At 69.4% G+C, this 19,544-nt stretch carries 17 protein-coding genes; 3 read left to right on the top strand and 14 right to left on the bottom strand.

The window, feature by feature from the left end; genetic code table 11:
- Position 1: 1 nt before the first annotated feature.
- The 11 genes from AC1RIF_RS02490 to AC1RIF_RS02540 all read right to left on the bottom strand — a co-directional run bounded on the left by AC1RIF_RS02490 (position 2) and on the right by AC1RIF_RS02540 (position 12,021).
- Positions 2-373: a hypothetical protein gene (locus AC1RIF_RS02490; protein WP_492599786.1), complete on the bottom strand. Its 372-nt coding sequence runs from the start codon at positions 371-373 to the stop codon at positions 2-4.
- Positions 370-1,167, bottom strand: coding sequence for a LytR/AlgR family response regulator transcription factor (locus tag AC1RIF_RS02495; RefSeq protein ID WP_492599787.1), 798 nt, complete (start codon positions 1,165-1,167; stop codon positions 370-372). The genes AC1RIF_RS02490 and AC1RIF_RS02495 overlap by 4 nt, the downstream gene beginning before the upstream one ends.
- A 63-nt stretch (positions 1,168-1,230) precedes the next feature.
- The gene (locus tag AC1RIF_RS02500; protein ID WP_492600120.1) at positions 1,231-2,376 is read right to left on the bottom strand and encodes a sensor histidine kinase; all 1,146 of its coding nucleotides are present in this window, start codon (positions 2,374-2,376) and stop codon (positions 1,231-1,233) included.
- Positions 2,377-2,435: 59 nt separating this feature from the next.
- Positions 2,436-3,617: a lipase family protein gene (locus tag AC1RIF_RS02505; RefSeq protein ID WP_492600121.1), complete on the bottom strand. Its 1,182-nt coding sequence runs from the start codon at positions 3,615-3,617 to the stop codon at positions 2,436-2,438.
- A 31-nt stretch (positions 3,618-3,648) separates the two neighbouring features.
- Positions 3,649-5,286 (bottom strand): Na+/H+ antiporter, encoded by a 1,638-nt coding sequence (locus AC1RIF_RS02510; protein WP_492599788.1) that lies wholly within the window; start codon positions 5,284-5,286, stop codon positions 3,649-3,651.
- Positions 5,287-5,361: 75 nt separating this feature from the next.
- On the bottom strand, positions 5,362-5,553 hold the full coding sequence (locus AC1RIF_RS02515) for an antitoxin (RefSeq protein WP_492599789.1): 192 nt from the start codon (positions 5,551-5,553) through the stop codon (positions 5,362-5,364).
- 111 nt (positions 5,554-5,664) lie between these two features.
- Positions 5,665-6,351 (bottom strand): PaaI family thioesterase, encoded by a 687-nt coding sequence (locus tag AC1RIF_RS02520; RefSeq protein WP_492599790.1) that lies wholly within the window; start codon positions 6,349-6,351, stop codon positions 5,665-5,667.
- A gap of 136 nt (positions 6,352-6,487) precedes the next feature.
- Entirely contained in the window at positions 6,488-7,606 is a 1,119-nt protein-coding gene (locus tag AC1RIF_RS02525; RefSeq protein ID WP_492599791.1) for a globin domain-containing protein, read from the bottom strand.
- 80 nt (positions 7,607-7,686) lie between these two features.
- A complete protein-coding gene (locus AC1RIF_RS02530) occupies positions 7,687-8,094 on the bottom strand; it encodes a hypothetical protein (protein ID WP_492599792.1) in 408 nt (135 codons plus the stop codon).
- Between the two features lie 121 nt (positions 8,095-8,215).
- Positions 8,216-9,367 carry a globin domain-containing protein gene (locus tag AC1RIF_RS02535; protein ID WP_492599793.1) on the bottom strand — a complete coding sequence of 384 codons (1,152 nt, stop codon included), beginning with the start codon at positions 9,365-9,367 and terminating at the stop codon, positions 8,216-8,218.
- A 182-nt stretch (positions 9,368-9,549) separates the two neighbouring features.
- The gene (locus AC1RIF_RS02540; protein ID WP_492599794.1) at positions 9,550-12,021 is read right to left on the bottom strand and encodes an HAD-IC family P-type ATPase; all 2,472 of its coding nucleotides are present in this window, start codon (positions 12,019-12,021) and stop codon (positions 9,550-9,552) included.
- Between the two features lie 78 nt (positions 12,022-12,099).
- Here AC1RIF_RS02540 and AC1RIF_RS02545 point away from each other — a divergent pair, with 78 nt between their 5' ends.
- Positions 12,100-14,475, top strand: coding sequence for a glycoside hydrolase family 3 C-terminal domain-containing protein (locus AC1RIF_RS02545; RefSeq protein ID WP_492599795.1), 2,376 nt, complete (start codon positions 12,100-12,102; stop codon positions 14,473-14,475).
- Positions 14,476-14,506: 31 nt separating this feature from the next.
- Here the strand turns inward: AC1RIF_RS02545 and AC1RIF_RS02550 are convergent, their stop codons facing one another.
- Together AC1RIF_RS02550 and AC1RIF_RS02555 are read right to left on the bottom strand one after the other, a co-directional pair.
- Entirely contained in the window at positions 14,507-15,604 is a 1,098-nt protein-coding gene (locus AC1RIF_RS02550) for an MBL fold metallo-hydrolase (RefSeq protein WP_492599796.1), read from the bottom strand.
- A gap of 49 nt (positions 15,605-15,653) precedes the next feature.
- Positions 15,654-16,385, bottom strand: a complete 732-nt coding sequence (locus AC1RIF_RS02555; protein ID WP_492599797.1) for an enoyl-CoA hydratase — start codon at positions 16,383-16,385, stop codon at positions 15,654-15,656.
- A gap of 175 nt (positions 16,386-16,560) precedes the next feature.
- On the opposite strand from AC1RIF_RS02555, the gene AC1RIF_RS02560 reads away from it, so the two are divergent.
- A complete protein-coding gene (locus AC1RIF_RS02560; RefSeq protein WP_492600122.1) occupies positions 16,561-17,631 on the top strand; it encodes an NAD(P)-binding domain-containing protein in 1,071 nt (356 codons plus the stop codon).
- Between the two features lies 1 nt (position 17,632).
- Here the strand turns inward: AC1RIF_RS02560 and AC1RIF_RS02565 are convergent, their stop codons facing one another.
- On the bottom strand, positions 17,633-18,991 hold the full coding sequence (locus AC1RIF_RS02565) for a DUF1254 domain-containing protein (RefSeq protein ID WP_492599798.1): 1,359 nt from the start codon (positions 18,989-18,991) through the stop codon (positions 17,633-17,635).
- Positions 18,992-19,058: 67 nt separating this feature from the next.
- Here AC1RIF_RS02565 and AC1RIF_RS02570 point away from each other — a divergent pair, with 67 nt between their 5' ends.
- Positions 19,059-19,538 (top strand): cupin domain-containing protein, encoded by a 480-nt coding sequence (locus tag AC1RIF_RS02570; RefSeq protein ID WP_492599799.1) that lies wholly within the window; start codon positions 19,059-19,061, stop codon positions 19,536-19,538.
- The last annotated feature ends 6 nt before the right edge of the window (positions 19,539-19,544 follow it).

Genomic DNA, 19,544 nt, shown 5'->3' on the forward strand with positions numbered 1-19,544 from the left:
CTCAGTCGTCGACCAGGTCGGTGAAGTCCTGTTCGTTGCGCTCGGCGGCACGAATGTAGAACCATCCCGCCGCCAACAGGATCGGGAGTGGCGCGACGGCGAGGAACCACGGCAGGCGGATGCCCAGCACCGCGACGTCGGCGATCCGGGGGAACACGAGCAGCAGTACCGGGACAGCGCCGAACGACAACCCGACCGCGGCCGCGACCCGCAGCGCCAGGCTCAGTTGTGCCCGGACCAGCCCGCGGATCATCGCATCGCCGACCTCGGTCTGTTCCTGGACCTCGACACGGGTGCGCACGATCCGGGCCCCGCGCCGCTGCGCGAGCACCACCCGCTGCCGGGCGGGCGGTACGGCACCCGACCCGGTCATCGGGTGTTCCAGTGCTGACGCGGACCGCGGATCAGCTTGTCCTTCAGTTCGCGCGTGTGCCGGCGGCTGACCGGTAGTTCGACGGCGGGAGCGCTGCCCTGCGGGCGCAGACACACCACGAGGCCCGAGCCGACGCTGCGGATGCCGATCACCTCGGAGAGCGACACCAGATACGAGCGGTGCACCCGCAGGAACCCGGCGTCGGTCCAGCGGCTCTCGAGCGACGAGATCGGGATCCGGACGAGGTGCGATCCGGTCGCGGTGTGCAGGCGGGCGTAGTCGCCGTCGGCCTCCACCCACTTGACGGTCGAGCGCGGCACCAGCGTCGTGACCCCGCCGAGTTCCACCGGGATCACCTCGTCGGCCTCCGACGCGTCGTCGGCCCCGTCACGGGTCCTGCGGCGGCGCTCGACGATCCGGCGCACCGCTTCCGCGAGACGCTCCTCGCGCAGCGGCTTGAGGAGGTAGTCGACGGCACCGAGATCGAAGGCCGCCACCGCCCGGTCCTCGTGCGCGGTCACGAACACCACCGACGGCGGATTCGCGAACTGGGTGAGGATGCCGGCGAGCTCGAGTCCGTCGAGGCCCGGCATGTTGATGTCGAGGAACGCGGCGTCGACGGCGCCGTCACGCAGGATCCGCAATGCGGTGGTCGCGTCCCCGGCGGTGAGGACCTCGCCGATGTCGTCACGGGCGCGCAGCAAGTACGCCAGCTCGTCGAGGGCGGGGCGCTCATCGTCGACGGCCAGCACGGTCAGGGGGCCATCCGAGGGCCCGTCAGCGGTCTCTTTCACAACGGATCCATCGTGCCATGTCGCCGCGGCGAGTCGGACCGAGGCGGGCCGACCCGCCGGTGATCAGGCGCGGATGCCCGGCCGGAACTTCGGCACCCGCATGCTGACCTTGGTGCCCGCCCCGGGCGCGGTCTCCACGACGAGCCCGTAGTCGTTGCCGAACGCCGCACGTAGCCGGTCGTCGACGTTGGCGAGGCCCACGTGGGCGGCCTCGGACGCGCTCGGACCACCGGGGCGGGACTCGATGGCGTCGAGTTCCCCCGAGCGCAGCAACTCCGGGTCCATGCCGACCCCGTCGTCCTCGACGCTGATCACGCAGTCGGTGCCCTCGTCGGAGGCGACGATCGTGACCGTTCCCCCACCCCGTTTGCCGGACAGCCCGTGCCGCACCGCGTTCTCCACCAGCGGCTGCAGCGCGAGGAACGGCAGCACCACGCTGAGGACTTCCGGCGCCACCTGCAGTCGCACCTGCAGGTTGTCGCCGAACCGCGCGCGCTCGAGGGTGAGGTACCGGTCGATGTTGCGCAGCTCGTCGGCCAGGACGGTGTACTCGCCCGCCGACCGGAACGAGTACCGCGTGAAGTCGGCGAACTCGAGCACCAGTTCGCGTGCCCGATCGGGATCGGTGCGGACGAACGACGCGATGGTTCCGAGCGCGTTGTAGATGAAATGAGGGCTGATCTGGGCGCGCAGCGCCCGGACCTCGGCGCGGTCGATGCGTGCGCGGGACGCGTCCAGTTCGGCCAGTTCGATCTGGCTGCACGCGTACCGGGCGACCTCGGTGAGCGCGCCGAGCATCGCCGGCCCGGGCTCGGTGGTGACCACCACTCCGAGCACCCCGACGACACCGGTGCCCTCGATCAGCAGCGGCTGTGCGATCAGCGCCCGCACGTCGTGGTCGTCGCCGGTCCGGTCGAGGTCGGCCCGGTCGACGAGGACCCGCCGCTCCCCGGCGATCGCGCGGGTCGCCGCGGCCACGAACTGCTCCGACAGCCCGTCGTGCGGGCCGTTCCAGGCCAGCAGGTCAGCGTCCGGGCCGGCGACGGCGAGCGACTGCGCACCGGTGAGCAGCCGCAGGTGCGGAGCCGCCTCCCGCGCGGACGTCTCGTCGAGTCCGCGGCGCAGCGGTCGTGCCGCCAGCGACGCCGTGTGCAGCGTGTCGTGGACCGCGCGTTCGGCCGGCGTGGTGAGCACGCGTCGGGTGCGCATCCCGACGACGGTGAGGGCGACGGCGAGCGCGACGACGGTCACCGTCCACACGATGGCGGTCACGGCACCGCCTGGCCGGCGCACGTGTCGACGGCGGGTGCGCCGGCGAAGCGGTCCGCAACCCAGTCGATCGCACCGGGCAGCGCCTTCGAGTCTGCGTGTACGTCGTCGGCGCGGTACCGCAGTTCGACCACATCCCCCTGCCCGCACGCGCGCCCGACCGCGGCGGTGGTCCAGTCGGGCCGGATCAGGTTGTCCCGGCCCGCGACCACCACCAGCAGCGGACCCGCGGCCGGTTGCTGCGGCAGCGCGTCGTGGGCCAGCCACTCGCGCATCTGCACGACGTCGCTGTTGCTGCGCGGCAGCGTGTCGGCGGGTGTCAGGTTGAGCGCCACGGACAGTTTCCGGGACGCGAGTTCGCCGGTGCAGGACCTGATCACGTCGCGGTTGTCGGCGAGGGCCCCCCGAATGTAGGCGCTCGCGTCGAGGTCGGGGTGGGACACCGTCAGTCCGTCGAGCAGCATCGGCAGGAAGAACTGTTGCGGCACATCGAGGGTGACCGGGCCGTCGGAGACGATGGGCGTGAGGTCGGCGGGCGGCGACAGGGCCGCGGCGCCGAGGAACTCGAGTCCGTCGCCGTACTGCGCCGCCTGCTCCGCGGCCGCCCACGACGCCTGACCGCCCTGCGACACCCCGATCGCCGTCCACCGGGTCGAGGTGTCGGGCACGAGGTTCCGCGCGGCTCGGACCGCATCGATCAGGTTGTGCGCGGCCGTGACCGGCTCGAGGTACGGGTGCGGGCCGTCGGTGCCGAGCCCCTCGTAGTCGGTGACGGCGACGACGAGTCCGCGCGCGAGCAGATCCCGCACCAGTCCCGTCGAGCCGAGCAGGTCCGGGTGCCCGGACGGCGCGCACTCGTCGAGCAGACCGGTGGTCGGATGCCCCACCGTGACGATCGGCCATCCGCCGGGCGGCGCCTGCCCGGGCGGCGCGAACACCGTGCCCGACACCTCGGTGCCGCGCGCGTCGATGCCCGAGGTGGACCGGTACAGGATCCGGTGCCCGGACAGCCCGGTCCCGGCGAACGGTTCGTCGCGGGTCACGACGCCCCGGTCGGCGGGGTCGGGCAGCGCGATCGCGCTGGTCGTCGGGGCCGGCGTCGGCGTCGAGCGTTCCGGGGAGTCCGCGGTCGCCGAGCAGCCCGCCACCAGCGCCGTGCACGCGAGCGCGGCGAGCGCCATCCGGATTCGGGTCACGGCTCGATTGTGCCCGTCAGCCACGCCTGCGGCGCACTCTCTGCTCCGCGGCGGCTTCCTCGATGTCCCTCGACTCGAGTTCGACGCGCAGCACCTCGTCGTCGAGGACGCCGTCGTCGCGGGCCGCGATCAGTGCGCTGCGCTGCGCCTGCAGCACTCGTCGCCGGACGGTGTCGAACAGTGCTCCGGCGCGCCGGAGCTTGGACGCGGTGCCGCCGTCGTCCTCTTCGGCCTCCTCGACCCGTGCCTGGGCGCGGACCGAGATCCGGACCCGGTCGAGGGCCTTCGCGAACTCGCCGGGATCGGCGCCGGCCGGCGGTCTCGCGGCGACCTCGGCGAGCGCACGGTCGGCCGCGTCGGCGGCGATCCGGCGCGCGAGCAGTGTCTGCTGCCGCGTGCGTTCGAGTTCGTGTGGGTCGGCGACGTCGAGGCGCCGGATCATGAACGGGATCGTCGACCCCTGGATCAGCAGGGTGCCCACCGCGACGACGAACGCGATCGCCTGGATGACGCCGCGACCCGGGAACGGCTCCCCCGACGCCGTCAGCACCGGGATGCCGCCCGCGGCGGCGAGCGTGACGACGCCGCGCATGCCCGCCCACGACACGACGAGCTTCTGCCGCCAGTTCAATCCGGCCTGGGTGGCGGTGCCGTGCCGGGGACGGAACCGCATCCGGATCCCGCCCCAGTTCAGGAACACCCACATCGGGCGGACCAGGATCACCACGACCAGCACCGCGAACCCGTAGGCGAAGACGTGGTGGACGGGCAGTCCCTCGTCGGCGACGTCGTCGATGACGAACTTCAATTGGAGGCCCATGTACGCGAAGACGAACATCTCGAGCAGCATGTCGAGCGTCGCCCACAGCGAGCGTTCCTGGAGTCGGGTCGGGATCGACACGTCGGTCGCGTGGTGGCCCATGACGAACCCGGCGACCACGACGGCGAGGACCCCGGAGGTGTGGATCTCCTCGGCGGCGAGGTAGGCCGCGAACGGCAGTACCAGTCCCAGAACGGTTTCGAGTGGTGAGTCGTACATCCGGGCGCGCACGAAGCGCACGACGGTGGCTGTCACGAGGCCGACGGCGACGCCGCCGATCACCTCGTACAGGAAGAAGAGCACCGGCTGTTCGACCACGACGCGGGTGCCGGCGACGGCCGCGACGCCGACGGTGAACAGTGTCAGCGCGGTCGCGTCGTTGAGCAGGCCCTCACCGGTGAGGATCGCGAGCACGCGTTTCGGCAGTCCGAGTTTGCGGCCGACGGTGACCGCGCTGACGGCATCGGTCGGAGATACGACGGCCCCGAGGACCAGTGCCGCACCGAGCGTCAGCTCGGGTACCAGCCAGTTCGCGAAGAATCCGACGGCGAAAGCCGTCACCAGCACCAGGCCGACACCGAGCCGCAGGATCGGCGCGATGTTGCGGCGCAGGCTCGACATCGAGAAGTCCAGCGCCGCCGAGTACAGCAGCGGCGGCAGGACCAGTCCGAGGATGATCTCGGGGTCCAGTTCCAGCCGGGGCATGCCCGGGATGAACGACGCGGCCGAGCCGACGGCCACGAGGATGAGAGGAACCTGCAGGTCCCGCCGCTTCGCGAGGCTCGTCACCGCGATCGACACGATGACGACGAGCAGTACGAGGGTTCCGTTCACACGACGATTGTGCCGCCGACCGGGCCCCCGTCACCTGCTGCCGCGCCGCGCTGCACCGACGGCGGACTCACGTTGTCACTCCTTCGGCGGCACAGCCTTCTTGGCCGCCTCCGCAGCCTTGTCGATCTTGTCGCTGTACTTGCCGCCGGTCTTCTCGTCGGCGATGTCGGCCGCCTTGTCGATGACGTCCTGCACCTTGTCGGAGTGCTCCGCGGCGAGTTCCTGGCCCTTGCCGACCAGTCCCTTGACCGAATCCATGAATCCCATACCGACATCCTCCTCGGGTTCGTCCACGGCCACCATGCCGCCCGACCAGTTTCACACCCTCACCGCAGGGTTTTCCACAGTGGGTGCACCAGTGGGCGCGTCACCGACCGCTCAGGCCGGTCCCGGCACCGGCATCGGGTCCGATCCGTCGGCACCACGGGCCCAGCGCGGCAGGATGAAGATGCCCTCGGCCTCGATGCAGACGCCGTCGGGGCCGGCCAGGTGGCCGGTGACGAACGTCTTGACGCCCTCGACCCGGTCGATGCGCGCCTCGGCGTGGAGTTTGCCCAGCGGCGTCGGTCGGCGGTAGCGCAGGGTCAGGGTCGCGGTCATGCCCGGGGCGCCGCCGGCTTCCGCGGCCTCCCCGAGGACCTGGTCCAGCACCAGGGCCGAGACACCGCCGTGGGTCAGGCCGGCCGGCCCCTCGTACGGCATCCCGAGGTGGAAGTCTGCCCACACACGTCCGTCGGATTCGCGGTTCACGGTCAGCGGGGGCGCGACGGCGTTGCGCAAACCTATCGCGGCGTTGCCCCACGTCCGCTTGGCGCCCGACGCACCCCACCGCACGCCGTAAGGGGTGGGCCGGGTGCGCTTGCCCAGCAGTTCCTTCGCCGCCTCGATGTGCTCGCGGGCGCGGGCGATGTCCGCGGCCTCGACCTCGGTGGCCAGGGTCAGCTCGATCAGTTCACGGACACTGTCGGTCAACGGGCCGTAGAGATCCGCCTCGCGGGCGATCTCGTCGTCGGTTGCCCCGTCGTAGACGTAGAGGAGCTTCTGCTGCTCGGTCGAATCGGTCATACTGCCTCACTCCCACTACGGACCACCACGCGGTATGCATCATGCACGTGATGTGAGCGACACGAACGACCGGCCCGGTGCTCGGGCCTGTGCCGGGGAGCCGTGCCCGAGGCCCGACGGCCGCGGGCGCTCCCCGTCAGTCGAAGCCCAGCCAGGAATCCGGGGCGAACACCTCGTAGTGAATGCTCTCCGGACGGACCCCCTTGACCACCGCGATCTTGCGAACCTGCCGCATGAACTGGGGCGATCCACACAGGTACACGTCGGCGTTGCGATCCCAGTCGTGCCGGCGGAGTGGGGCGATCCCGTCCTCGATGTCGCCGGCGTAGAAGGTCTCGATCGACGTCCGGCCCGCGTACGTGCGCAGCAGTTCCTCGATCTGGCCTCGGTGACCGAAGGACGCCACGTCCTTGTCGACGTGGAACACGTGCACCGGGCGGGTGTCCTGATCCTCGACCATCTTCTGCAGGACGGCGACCGTGAGCGCGGAACCCACGCCGGACGAACCGAGCACGATCGGGCCGTCGGCCGGAATTGGATACGGCGTGCCCGACGGGATCGACACCACGAGGGGATACCCGACGCCGACCTCGGCGATCAACTTGCTCGACACCCGGCCGCCCGGCACCGCACCGACCGTGAACTCCCAGGTGCCCGGGTCGCGGCCCGCCATCACCGTGTACTGACGGATCTGGCGACTGCCGTCCTCGTAGATCACCGAGACGGAGATGTACTGGCCGGCCTCGAACCGATTCATCGGCGAGTTCTCGTCTCCGGCAAGGGTGAACGTCCACACGTCCGGTGCGATCTCGCGGCGATCGACGACCGTGAGCGCGGACCATATCTGTCCGGTGGGAACTCCGGCCCGCTCGTACATCTCGGCTTCCTGCTTGACGAGCGAGTTGGCCATGAGCCAGTACACCTCGTCCCACGCCGCAGCGACCTCCGCCGTCACCGCGTCCCCGAGGACCTCGACGATGGCCTTGAACAGGGCACGGTGAACCATGTCGTAGTGCACCGGGGCGATGCCCAGCGACGCGTGCTTGGCAGCGATTCGCGACATGACGTGGTCGACAGGCGGCGCGTCCTCGGTGACCAGCAGGGTTGCGAAGGCCGCGATCGCGCCGGCCAGTGCCTTCTGCTGCTCCCCGCTCTCCTGGTTGGTCTGGTTGAAGAGGTCCTTCTCCAGCGTCGGCAGACCGTCGAAGAGGTTCTTGTAGAAGACATTGCTGATCTGGCCCAGATGGGCGCCCACCACGGGCAGGGTTGCCTCGATGACAGGCAGCGACGCAGGCGAAAGGAGCGACGAATTCGGCGCAACAACAGCTTCGGACATCAGATAGTCACGACCTTTCGAGACCAATGAACAACGGCGGACAGTCCATCGCCGACGCCCTGATGAAAGGCGACCTGCACGGACGAGTCGGACACACGATCGTGGAATCGGGGACCGAATTTGTCCTGGAGGGTGATGATCAGACGGGTGACCGGTCCGGAGACGTCGACCGCGGCGGCGTGGGGTAGGTAGAGGGTGTCGGATTCGTGGAAGACGACCGACACCCCCTTCAGGTAGTACTGGAGTTCCAGGGCTTCCAGATACCCGGCAAGGTCGGTCGTCGTCGAACCCCACTTCTCGACGTCCTGGATCAGGGACTCGAGCTCACGGGTTTTCGTGAACGGTTCGTAGCGAAGGGATTCTCGATGATCCAATTCCGCACCCACCCCAGACCGGGTCAGGGTCATCTTTCCAATCCTTCGTTCGCTGCCACGGAATGAGCTTCTGTCACTGCAGGAAAGCGCCGAACAGAACAAGGGTGAGGCCGGATCGGTGCGGCCCCACCCGATGTTCGGACGAATCGAGTGCTCAGGATCGGAGCCAGGAATCCGGCCCGAACACCTCGTAGTGGATCCGGGAGTCCGCGACGCCGGCGACGTCGAGCAGTTTGTGGGTGGCCTCGACGAAGTCCACGGAACCACAGATGAGCGCGCTGTCGGTGGCCTCGAAGTCGAGGTCCTCGATCGCGCGAGCGAAGGTGTCGTCGGAGTCCGAGTAGCAGAAGATGTGCTGCCCGCCCAGCTTGTCGACCAGGTCCACGGTCGTGTCGGCGAAGGCGTGTGATGCGCTGTCCGGGTCGGTATGGATCACGACGACCGGATTGGTCCGGCCCTGGGCGACCATGCCGCCCAGGATCCCGACGAACGGAGCGTTGCCGATCCCCTTGGACAGCAGGAACACTCGACCGTCGCCCGCGGGAAGTCCGACGTCACCGAAGGGCGACGACGCGATCACCGTGGATCCCTCGACGACATGGTCGTGGACGAAGTTGGATACCTCGCCGCGCGGATCGCTCTTGTCCCGCTTGACCGCCACCTCGATCCTGCCGTTGCCGAAGTCGACGATGGAGTACTGGCGGATCTGCCGCGCGCCGTCGGGGAGCTCCACCCCGAGCGACAGGTACTGACCGGGAACGGGATCGTGGAAGCCGGTGGCGTCGAGGACGAGTGACACCACGTCCTCGGTACGCCTGACGACCTCCAGGACCTGGACCTCGCGGAGCACGGTGTCGGGATCGACGTCGGCGTCCTTGTAGAGCTGCTTCTCCGCGTCGATCAGGGCGTTCGCCAGGAGCCAGTACACGGCGTCCCACGCCTCCGCGACCTCGGCGGTGACCGCGTCGCCGAGCACCTCCACGATGGCCTCGAACAGGAACGTGTGCACCACGTCGTACTGGGTTTCGCTCACCCCGAGCGAGGCGTGCTTGTGCGCGATCCGCCCGATCGTCGCCCGAGGATCCTCGCCCGTCTCCGAGATCAGGAGCGTCGCGAAATTGGCGATGGAACCGGCCAGCGCCTTCTGCTGTTCGCCGCGTGCCTGATTGCTCCTGTTGAACACGTCGCGCTCGAGCGCCGGAGCGGCATCGAAGAGCTTGGTGTAGAACAGCCCGGTGATGGCGCCGATGTTCTCGCCCACCACGGGCAGCGTCGCCCGGATCACCTCGGCATGCTTGTCCGACAACAGTTGCGCTGAAATGGCTCTCCCCTTTGATCCCGACCGAAAATCCATTGGTCCCGTCGTGTCTGCGCGGAGGACTTTACGACAGGGATCACGGAATTTGTCGGGATTGCGCAACATACGTTCGAACAGCGACGACAGCGGTTTCCGACGTGAGAACCCGGAACCGCCGCGCAGCTCTGCGATCACTCCCCGTGCACGCCCGGAAGGTCGTCGCTCGACGCGAACAGGCGCCGGTGCTCACCGTGGATCCGGCCTGTCACCCACCATGCGATCTCGACCAGCACGACACCGACCAGTCCGATCGTGAGTGCACCGGTCGTGGCCGCCACATTGGAGGGATCCAGCTTGAAGAACTCACGGGTGAAATCGAATCCGAACAGAATGACGTATCCGAGCACCGAGCCGGCGAGCAGCACGATCTTCCACCACGTGTACGGGCGGGCGACCACGGCCAGCACCCACAGAGCGATCATGATGAGGGTGATGAGTGCGGTGGTGCCGGCCTGCTCCACCTGCTGTTCGGTGGCATCCGGGCCCGCATACGCGAGCAGGTACGACACGTACGTCGCGACACCGATGATGACGCCGGACGGGATCGCCAACCGCATGACGCGCGAGACGAACCCGGAGCGCGCCCGTTCGTTGTTCGGGGCGAGCGACAGGATGAACGCCGGGATGCCGATCGTGAACCAGGCCGCGATCGTCACGTGCCGCGGCAGGAACGGGTACGGCAGCGGATCGAAGTCGAAGATCTGCGCCACCACACCGGAGATGCCGATGAGGAACGCCAGCAGCACCGAGTACACGGTCTTGGTCAGGAACAGGTTCGAGACCCGCTCGATGTTGCCGATCACTCGGCGCCCCTCGCCGACGACGTACGGCAGCGTCGCGAACTTGTTGTCCAGCAGGACGATCTGCGCCACCGCGCGGGTCGCGGGGCTGCCCGAGCCCATCGCGACTCCGATGTCGGCGTCCTTGAGCGCCAGCACGTCGTTGACGCCGTCGCCGGTCATCGCGACAGTGTGCCCACGGGACTGCAGCGCACCCACCATCGCCCGCTTCTGATCCGGGCGCACCCGGCCGAACGTGGTGGCCTCGTCGAGGGTGTCGGCCAGCTTCTCGGGGTCCTCCGGCAGCTTCCGGGCATCGATCGCGTTGTCGCCACCGGGCAGCCCGAGCGCCGTCGCGACGGCGCCCACCGAGACGGCGTTGTCGCCGGAGATGACCTTGACGTCCACCTTCTGGCTCGCGAAGTACTCGAGCGTCTCGCGGGCGTCCGGGCGCACCTTCTGGTCGAGGACCACCAGGGCGCGGGGCGTCACGGTGCCGGGGGCATCGGGTGCGTCGACGGGCCGGTCGCTGCTGCCGAGCAGCAGCACGCGCAGTCCCTGGGCGCCGATCTCCTCGGCCTGCCGGGCCATGTCGCTGTCCGGATCGAGCAGGACGTCGGGGGCGCCGAGCAGCCAGTTGCCGTTGTTACCGTACGACTGGCCGCTCCACTTCTTGGCGGACGAGAACGGCGCGACGGCGGTGGGCTCCCACCCGGGGTCGTCGCTGAGCGCCTCGCGGATGGCGAGCATGCTCGCGTTGGGGCGCGGGTCGTCGGCGGCCATCGCGGCGAGCGCGCGACCGGCCTGCACGTCGTCGGCCTTGGCGGTACGCAGTTCGGCGAGCTTCATGCCGTTCTCGGTGAGGGTGCCGGTCTTGTCGGCGCACACGACATCGACGCGGGCGAGGCCCTCGATCGCGGGCAGCTCCTGCACGAGACACTTGCGCTGGCCGAGCCGGACGACACCGACGGCGAACGCGATCGACGTCATCAGCACCAGTCCCTCGGGGACCATCGGCACCAGCGCGGCCACCATGCCGTTGAGGGCCGGGCCGAGGGCCTGACCGCTCGAGAACAGCTGGTTGTAGATGATGAGCAGACCCGCCGGGACCATCAGGTAGGTGATGAACTTGAGGATCTTGTCGATGCCGGAGCGCAGTTCCGAGTGGACGAGCGTGAACTTGCTGGCCTCCTCGGCGAGCTTGGCTGCGTACGCCTCGCGGCCCACCTTGGTGGCCCGGTAGGCACCGCTGCCGGCGACGACGTAGCTGCCCGACAGCACCTGCGCCCCGATCGGCTTGTGCACCGCGTCGGCCTCGCCGGTGAGTAGCGACTCGTCCACTTCGAGCGCCGACGCTCCCACGACGATGCCGTCGACCACGATCTGGTCGCCGGGGCCGAGCTCGATGATGTCGTCGAGCACCACGTCCTTCGGTGCGACGGGCGCGGCCGTGCCGTCGCGGCGGACCACCGGCTTGGCCTGGCTGACGATCGCGAGCTGATCGAGCGTTCGTTTGGCGCGGATCTCCTGGATGATGCCGATCCCGCTGTTGGCGATGATCAGCAGACCGAACATCCCGTCGATGATCGATCCCGTCGACAGCACGATGACGAGCAGCACGCCGAGAATCGCGTTGATCCGGGTGAAGACGTTTCCCCGGACGATGTCCTTGACCGAGCGGCTGGCCCGGTCGGGGACGTCGTTGGTCTGCCCGTTCGCGACCCGCTGCGCCACCTCGTCGGCGGTGAGGCCGTTCTCGATGTGCCGGGGATCGGTGTCCAGGGTGCCGACTGCGCCGCTGTCGGCCGGATCGTCCGTTGCCATGACAGGAAGGCTATTCCAAGCTGCCCCGTTTGCCACAGACGGTCCACGGCGCGCCCGCATGCCAGGCATCCTGATGGGATGACGCCACGCGACCAGGTATCTCTCACATCGGGTGCCGACTTCTGGAACACCGATGCCCCCGCCGGAACGGGCCTCCCGGCCATCATGCTGACCGACGGGCCGCACGGCCTCCGCAAGCAGCGCACGGATGCCGGGTACACCATGGAATCCGTTCCCGCGACGTGCTTCCCGACGGCGTCGGCGCTGGCGGCGACGTGGGACGCCGAACTGCTCCAGGAAGTGGGTGTCGCCCTCGGTACCGAGGCGCGCACCGAGGGCGTCAGCGTCCTGCTGGGCCCCGGCGCGAACATCAAACGCAGCGCGCTGTGCGGGCGGAACTTCGAATACTTCTCGGAGGACCCATTCCTGTCGTCCCGGATGGCCGCGGCGTGGATCCGCGGCGTGCAGTCCACCGGCGTCGGGGCGTCGCTCAAACACTTCGCGGTCAACAACCAGGAGTTCCGCCGATACAGCGTCGACGCGCTCGTCGACGAACGCGCGCTGCGGGAGATCTACCTGGCGAGTTTCGAGCACGCCGTCGTCGAGGCCCGGCCGGCGACTGTCATGGCCGCCTACAACCGCGTCAACGGCACGCACTGCGCCGAGAACCGCTTCCTGTTGACCGACGTCCTGCGCGAGCAGTGGGGGTTCGACGGTCTGGTCGTCTCCGACTGGGGTGCGGTCACCCGGCGCTCCCGGTGCCTCGAGGCCGGCCTCGATCTGGAGATGCCGGGTTACGGCGGCCGCGGGGACGACGCGGTGCTCGAGGCGGTCGCCGCCGGTGAGCTGAGTGCCGCCGCCCTCGACCGGGCCGCCGGGTCGGTGCGGCGGTTGATCGAACGCACGGAGCCGGCGCGCTCCGCCGCGAAGGGCTACGACCAGGCCGCTCACCACACCCTCGCCCGGCGCACGGCGCAGGCGGGCACGGTGCTGCTGAAGAACGACGGCGCACTGCCGATCGGCCGGGCCGGACGCGTCGCGGTGATCGGGGAGTTCGCCAAGCAGCCCCGCTACCAGGGCGCCGGTAGTTCCGGGATCAACCCGCACCGCCTCGACGACGCATGGACCGACCTGACCGAACAACTCGGCGCGGACCGCCTGTCCTACGCGCCGGGCTACGTGCGCGGATCGGGGCGCACCGAGCCCGCGCTGCTCGACGAGGCGCGCCGGGTGGCCGCGGCGGCGGACGTCGCGGTGGTGTTCGCGGGTCTGCCGGACAGCTACGAAACCGAGGGGGTCGATCGCGCGAACTTTGATCTGCCGGCCGGTCACGACGCCCTGATCGCCGCGGTCACCGAGGCCTGTCCGCGTGTGGTGGTGGTGCTCGCGAACGGCGCCCCGGTGGCGATGCCGTGGCACGACGACGTCGCTGCGATCCTCGAGGGGTACCTCGGCGGGCAGGCCGCCGGCAGCGCGGTCGCCCGAGTCCTCACCGGCGAGGCCGAACCCGGCGGCCGTCTGGCCGAGACGTTCCCGCTGCAGGTGACCGACAACCCGGTGCACGTATGGCCCGCCGGTCCGTCGATCGTCGAGTACCGCGAGAGCGTCTACGTCGGCTACCGCTACTACGACGCCGCGCACGTCGACGTCCGCTACCCGTTCGGTCACGGCCTGAGCTACACGACGTTCGACTGGACCGAACTCGAGATCACCGAGGTGGAGAACGACGACGCCTCCGAGCAGCGGTTCGATGTCAGCGTCCGGGTGACGAACACCGGTGACCGGCCCGGCAGTGACGTCGTCCAGGTGTATGTGCGGGACGTCGAGTCCACCGTCTTCCGGCCCGATCAGGAACTCGCCGGGTTCGCCAAGGCCCACCTGGTTCCCGGCGAATCACGCCGCATCACAGTGCAACTGGATCGTCGAGCCTTCGCGTTCTGGGACACGACCGTCGGCGGGTGGTCGATCGAGTCCGGCGATTTCGAGATCCGCGTCGGCGCGTCGTCCCGCGACGTCCGGATGTCGGCGACGGTGACGCTCGAGTCGGATCGCACAGGCTTCGTGCCGGGACCGGCGGCGTATCACGGGTCACCGGTGTTCGAGCGCGAGGCGTTCGCCGAACTGTACGGCCGCCCGCTGCCCGACAATGTCGTCGACGCCCCCGGGCACTACACCATCGACACCCCACTCGCCGACATCCGCCACCCCGCGGCGACGCTGCTGACGACCGTGATGCGGAGGAAAGCCGCGGCGCTGATCCCCGTCACCGACGAGGACGACCCGCTGTCGTTGCTGTTCGAACGGTCACTGCAGGAGTTGCCGCCGCGGATGATGACGATGCTCACGCAGGGCTCCGTCACGCCCGAGGTCGCCCAGGCCTTCGTCGACATCTGCAACCGGCGCGGTCTGCTGCGGGGCACCCGAGCGTTGGTGGCGGCCCTGCGCCGCAAGTAGCCCCGAGCCGCGCAGATCGCCCGGTCCGGGGTCAGCCCAGGTCCTCCCACCAGGCCTTCCGCGCGGGCGGTCGGAGCACGTCGACGCGTTGCCCCACCATCGGCACCGCCATCGTGACACCGGCCTCCGCGGCCGCCTCCGCGACGCGGGCGATCGGCTCGCCCCATGGGTGGAAGGCGAGGTTGAAGGTGGCCCAATGGATGGGGATCAGCAGCGCGCCGCCCACGTCGAGGTGGGTCCGCACCGCTTCCTCCGGGTTCATGTGAATGTCGGGCCAGCGCTCGTCGTACGCGCCGACCGGCAGCAGCGTGACGTCGAACGGCCCGTACGCGCGGCCGAGGTCCGCGAAGCGCGGCGTGTAGCCGGAGTCGCCGCCGAAGAACACCTTCCGCCGCGGACCGGCGATCACCCAGGACGCCCACAGCGTCGTGTCGCGGGCGATCCCGCGCCCCGAGAAGTGCCGGGCCTCGGTGCAGGTGAGGGTCAGTCCGGCGACCTCCGCCTGCTCGTCCCAGTCGAGTTCGACGATCCGCTCGTCCGGCACGTTCCAGCGGCGCAGGTGCGCCCCGACCCCGAGCGGAACCACGAACACCGTCTCCTGTGTACGGGCGAGAGCGGTGACGGTGGCCTGGTCGAGATGGTCGTAGTGGTCGTGCGAGATCACCACGGCATCGATCGCGGGCAGGTCCGCCAACGCCATCGGCACCGGATGCATGCGTGCCGGGCCGACGACCGCCGACGGTGAAACCCGTTCGCTCCACACGGGATCCGCCAGTACCCGACGGCCGTCGACCTCGACGAGCACACTCGAGTGCCCGAACCAGGTCACCGCGAGCTCACCCGCGGTGGCCGGCGCGAGCGGCGTCGCGAGCGGGATCGCGCGGTGCGGACGTCCCGTCGTGCCGCGCGTGAGGAATGCCTTCGCGAGCCCGGACTGTGACCCCGCGGGCAGGGACGAACCGGGATCGGAGTTGTGGAACCGACTGTCCCGGTACCGCGGTGACGCCGCGGCGTACGGTTTGATCGCGGCTCGCGATGCACCCAGCGCCGGTACCGTCCCCCACGCGGCTCGCGCCACCCAACCCGCGCCTGCGGCCGCTGCCGCGACCAGGACACTCCTGCCGATCATCGCCGTCCCACTCCCCTGCCTGCGCTGGTTGTCCGCCTGCCCCGCCCGTCTACCGCCCGCGGAATTCCGGTGCCCGCTTCTCCGCGCGGGCCGCGCGGGCCTCCTGCGCGTCGTCGCTGCCCCAGGCCGCGAACAGCGCTGCGAGCTGCTCCTCGGTCTGCGGCTCGCGGGTGCCGTCGTCGTTGAACACGAGCTTGAGGTGCCGCACCGACAGCGGCGCGAGCTCCGCGATGGTGCGCGCCCATTCCTGCGCAACGACGAGATCACCGATCTTGTTCGCCAGCCCGCGCGCGAAAGCCTCTTCCGCCGAGAGCATCTCGGCGCCGAGCAGCATCGTCCGCGCCGGTCCGCCGCCGACGAGAGACACCAGCCGGCGCACCGTCCACTTGTCCACTGTGATGCCGAGCTTCGCCGCCGGGATCCCGAACCGCGCCTCGGGTGCGACCACGCGCAGGTCCGACGCGAGTGCGAGCTGGGTGCCGGCTCCGATCGCGGGGCCGTTGATCGCGGCGATCACCGGGATCGGGATCGAGTCGATGGTGTGCAGCATCTCGAGCAGCGTGTCGGTGAAGCCCTCGGCGTAGACGTCGCCGGACAGGTCGGCGCCCGCGCAGAACGCGGTGCCCTGCCCGGTGAGCACGACCACTCGGGCCTCCTCCGCGACCGCCTTCTCGAGGCCCTCGCGCAGCGCGATGCACAACTCGGAGTTGAGAGCGTTGCGTCGATCCGGACGCCGCAGCTCGAGCGTGACTACGTGGCCGTCACGGCTGGTCCCGATCATGTGGCTCCACTCGCTTTCTCGGATGCGGGGATCCCGTCCGCGTCTGGACGGGCCCCGGCGGGTGTGCTCCGAACAGTACCTGTCACGCAGCATCCACAGACACACCGAGTTCGATGGAACAACGGACCCGTCGGAGGCGTTGCGGCAGATTCAGGCTATGTCAGAACGGAGCGTGATGGACACCGACGTCGAGGTCGTGGTGATCGGGGCAGGGCAGGCGGGCCTGTCCACCGCGTACCACCTGCGCCGTTTCGGGCTCGCGCCCGAGCAGGGGTTCGTGGTGCTCGACCACGCGCCCGGGCCGGGCGGGGCATGGCAGTTCCGCTGGCCGTCGCTGACACTGCGGACCGTCAACGGTGTGCACGATCTGCCCGGGATGCCGTTCGCGGACACCCTCGGACCCGACACCGACACGGTCCGGGCCGCCGATGCCGTCCCGCACTACTACGGACTCTACGAGAAGCGGTTCGAGCTGCCCGTCCACCGGCCCGCGCACGCCACCGTCGTGTGCGATCGCGGCGAGCGGCTGGCCGTCGAGACGCCCGACGGCACCTACCTCACGCGCGGGCTCGTCAACGCGACCGGCACGTGGGAGCGCCCGTTCGTGCCCACCGTCACCGGCGCCGAGCGGTTCACCGGACATCAACTGCACACCCGCGACTACCGGTCGGCGCGCGAGTTCGAGGGGCAGCACGTGATCGTGGTCGGCGGCGGCATCTCCGCGGTCCAGTTGCTCGACGAGATCTCGTGCGTCACGACCACCGCCTGGGTCACCCGCCGCGAACCGCAGTTCCGCGAGGAACCGTTCACACCCGAAATCGGCAGAGCCGCAGTGGCGCTCGTCGAGGACCGGGTACGGCGCGGACTCCCGCCGGGGTCGGTGGTGTCGGTGACCGGACTGCCGGTCACGCCCGCGATCCGGGCCGCCCGCGAACGCGGTGTGCTGGACCGGCTGCCGATGTTCGACGAGATCACCGAGACCGGCGTGCGCTGGTCGGACGGATCCGAACAACGGGCGGATGTCATCCTGTGGTGCACCGGTTTCCGCTCGTCTCTCGACCACCTGGCACCGCTGCGGCTGCGCGGTCCCGGCGGCGGCATCACGATGACCGGACGTCTCGCGACGCAGGTGGCGGCCGATCCCCGCGTGCACCTGGTCGGCTACGGACCGTCGGCTTCCACTATCGGAGCCAACCGCGCGGGACGCGCCGCGGCCCGGGAGTTGACCCGGTATCTGACGAGATGACTCAGCCGCGGTCGGCCTTCACGATCGGCGGTATCTCGTAGCGGCCGTCGAGCACGGCCTCGTCGGGGATGTACATGCGCAGCAGCGGCCGGAACGAACCCGTCGGTGTGGGAAGCCAGTTCGCACGCGCCGTCGGATCCTCCGGCTCGGTGGCGCTCAGCGTCACCGTGAGCGAACCGTCGTCGCCGTAGACGAGGCCCTCGGTACGATCACCGATCGAGTACCGCTCCAGCGGATTCGACACGAGGTAGTAGTTCGGCGTGCTGTACATGGTGATGGACCAGAAGGCCCCGACGGGCGGGGTGGGCGCGAAGGTGATCGTGTAGGTGTGGTCGCCGGTCAGTTGGTCACCGTCGGAGTCCGTGTAGATGGGACTGTAGGCGGCCTCGTACCCGTGGTTTCCCCACAGACCACCCATCGCTGCCGCCGCACGCAGTCCGATCGCTCTGGCACGATCCGAGATTCGCCATTCCGGCGTGTCGATCGTGCCGATCTCGAAGTAGTCGTCGTTGTAGTCGAACACGTGGAACGTCTGGTGCCACCCGTTCACCACGGCGTCACCGGCACCCGACTTCAGGGCGTCCTCCACCTTGGCCCGGCCCTGCGCGGCGCCCTCGACCAGGATCTCGGCGAGAGCCGGATCGACGTCGGCGTAGGGCGACGGTCCCGCCTCGAGCAGTCCCAGCGGCGCGAAGGCGTGCTGCAGGGCCAGATCGCGTGGAGCCGGCGGGAAGGCCTGCAGATACAGCCGCAGCTTCTCCCAGAACAGAAGCTCCTCCGGCACTGCGGGATCCGGTTCGGGCAGCCCCTCCGGATCGGTGGAGGTCATCGCGCTGAGCGATGTCTGCTCCTGCAGCTTCTGCACCCGTGGCAGGTCTCCCGGTCCGTCACACGCCCACCGACCGACGACCGACACGATACGAGTCGAGCAGTGCACGGGCGTCGCACCCGCGGGCAGTTCGCCGGGCCAGCCCGGCGGCACCAGCACGTAGGTTCCGGCCTGGGTTCCGGTCGCCCGCTTGCCGATGTAGGCGAAGTTGTTGGTCCACGCATCGACGAACTGCAGGACGAAGTACGCGTCCTCCGTGTCGGGCACGTCCAGCAGGAGCGGGCCCACACCGAGATCGAGTTGCGCAATCGAGTACACGGTGTCGTTGTTGATCGAGACGAACGTGTCCTCGGGACCGGCGAGATCCGTCGCATGACTGAAGGAATTGAACGGCGCCGCCGCGTTGGCCCCGACTCCCGTCGTGACGAATCGTTGTACTTGGGACAGATTGAACACCGGAGCGAAACCGTAGATGAACGCCATGACTGCGGACTCGACGCTGACTGCCGAATCGCTACTCGGGTTGGTCATGACTCATTCCACCATCGTCGTCGGACCTGCGCTCGCGATCCGCGAAGTTTGGGTTCATCATGGTCTGGTGACCGAATTCCCCGCGTGGGCGCGCTCGCTCGACCTCCTACCCCATCCGGAAGGTGGCTGGTACCGCGAGACCTGGCGCAGCGACATCGAGCTACCCGGCGTTGCGCTGCCGAACATGTTCGGCGGCGCCCGCTCCGCCGGGACGGCGATCCTGTTCCTGCTCGAGACCGGACAGCAGTCGGCGTGGCACTGCGTGCGCGGCAGCGAGATCTGGCTCTACCACCGCGGCAGCCCCCTGCTGCTCGAGATCGGCGGCGACGGCGACTCCCCCGACGCAATCACGACGCATGTGTTAGGACCGGATATTTCGGCCGGCCAGAGCCCGCAGGTGATCGTGCCGCCATGCGCGTGGCAGCGGGCACGGCCGATCGGCGACGAGGCGGGCCTCGTCAGTTGCATCGTGGTCCCCGGTTTCGACTTCGCGGACTTCCGCGTCGAGGGTCAGGAGTACCCGATGCCGTCGCCGGCGCAGTTCTGAGGGCGC

Source organism: Prescottella sp. GW823-FHT02E09 (genome assembly GCF_058797375.1).